Source organism: Companilactobacillus nantensis DSM 16982 (assembly GCF_001435815.1).
GTDB lineage: Bacteria > Bacillota > Bacilli > Lactobacillales > Lactobacillaceae > Companilactobacillus > Companilactobacillus nantensis.
On the sequence record NZ_AZFV01000066.1, the window covers coordinates 1 to 1,990 of the forward strand.

1 protein-coding gene is annotated in these 1,990 nt (G+C 35.3%); it reads left to right on the top strand.

Features of this window, described 5'->3' with window-relative positions; all coding sequences use genetic code 11:
- Positions 1 to 135: 135 nt before the first annotated feature.
- Positions 136 to 1,938, top strand: coding sequence for an ISL3 family transposase (locus FD31_RS13995; RefSeq protein ID WP_083483693.1), 1,803 nt, complete (start codon positions 136 to 138; stop codon positions 1,936 to 1,938).
- Positions 1,939 to 1,990 lie beyond the last annotated feature (52 nt).

Genomic DNA, 1,990 nt, shown 5'->3' on the forward strand with positions numbered 1-1,990 from the left:
GGTTCTTTCTTAAACTTGGTTAGAATATAAATTTAAATAAGGAGATGTAAAGCTTGGCTAAGCCAAACTTTACATCTCCTTATTTGTGTCTTCATGAATAGTAACTATACTCGACCATGAAAGGCGGATAGTCCAATGGCAAAATATGAACCGATCAACTACAACATAAACCTGCTTGGTGAGAATTATTTTGTTTACGATACTACGAACAAGGAAAACACAATTTGTTTATTTATAAAGTCATTGCCTCACGCTAGTCGCTGTCCAAATTGTGGAGTCCCTTCTCGTGAAGTGGCTGCCACTTATCATCGTATCCTACAAGATACACCTATTCATAATGAGAATACGATTTTGGACGTTGATATTTATAAGTATCGTTGTAACAATTCAAAGTGCTCTCAAAAGATTTTCGTTGAAGAATTACCATTTGCCAGCGCCTATCAACGTCGAACAGATGCACTAAATATGTTCATTTTGGGAGTCTCAATTTATCTTAGCAATGAAGGAGCCAGTAATGTTCTGAAATTATTGGGTACCAATATCAGTAATGATTCAATTCAAAAACTTTACGATCAGTTGGAGTTCGTTGATGACCCTAACGTTAAGGCCGTAGGTATAGACGATATTGCCCTTAGAAAGGGGCAATCATACGCAACGGCAGTCTATGATCTAAAAGATCACCATCTCATGGCGCTACTTCGAGGACGCGATGTGTCCTCAATAAAAGGATGGTTGGAACAACATTCTAAGATAAAGTTCGTAGCACGTGATCGCGCTAGTGCATATGCCAAAGCGATTAGCGAGGCATTGCCAAAATGTACTCAAGTGGCGGATAGATTTCATTTACTACAAAACTTGATAGACAAATTAAGAGACATTTTAAAACAAAATTTACCCTCAACTGTCTTTATCAAAGCAGACAGGGTTTTGAAACATCCGCCTAAGAAAATTTGGATTGAACAACCATGCCCATCAGGACTGTTGGAACATATCGATTATGATAATTCGATACCAATCAATGATAAAGGTGAGCAAATTGTATTTGATAACAAAAGTCGTAAGCTCAAATCACGGCAGTATAAGTGCCAGGCAACAAGACGCCATTCTAAACAAATCAAAATCATTAAAATCAAACAGGATTATAAATTAACAGCGGCGTCCGTTGGACAAGCCGCTTCTAAGTATAATCTAAGCCGAGCAACTGTTATAAAGTATTTGAAAATGACTCAGTTTGAGATCGAAGAGATGAATAAGCCAAAGAATTATAAGAAACGAAAAACAATTATGGATGATTATTCAAATATTATTTATAAAATGATGAGTGATGGTTTAACCGACAATGTTATTTATTATTACGTACTTTCTCGAGGATATAATCACAATAAAAATTCGTTGTGGGATTATATTACTAAAATTAGTCAAAATAATTTTCCCGGTAGACCTTCAGCAGGTTCTATTCAAGGAAGCAAACTGTGTTATCCCTTGGGAGTCGTCTGTATTAAACGGAATAAATTAATAAAGGATATTTTAACAATCAATAGAGAATCATCAAAATATATAAAGGATAATCGAAGATTATCCGTACTAAAGCTTTCCTATCCAGTGATTGCCCAGGTACAGAAGATTTTTAAAGAATTTCATGAAGTTTTAATGGGAAACAATCCAAAACTACTGGGTAACTTTCTAAGCACTTATAAAAACTCAATGATTAGTGGATTTTGTGAAACTATAAAAAAAGATATCGCCCCCGTGAAAAGCGCGATATCTCTAGACATTAACTCAGGTTTTGTCGAAGGTAATAATAACAAACTAAAGCTAATCAAACGCATTGTATACGGTCGGAGTGGGTTAGTCAACTTTGCAAAGAAATGTCAGCTGGCATTCTTAGCGAGCCAAGATAAATTCCAACTAGAACAATTAAAAACAAAAAAACACTAATCTGAAAGTACATCAGATTAGTGTTTAGGGTAACCAAGTTTAAGAAAGAACC

Bases quoted from the DNA above. Each gene is read 5' to 3' on its own strand.
- FD31_RS13995 (WP_083483693.1), top strand. From the start codon at position 136: ATGGCAAAATATGAACCGATCAACTACAACATAAACCTGCTTGGTGAG.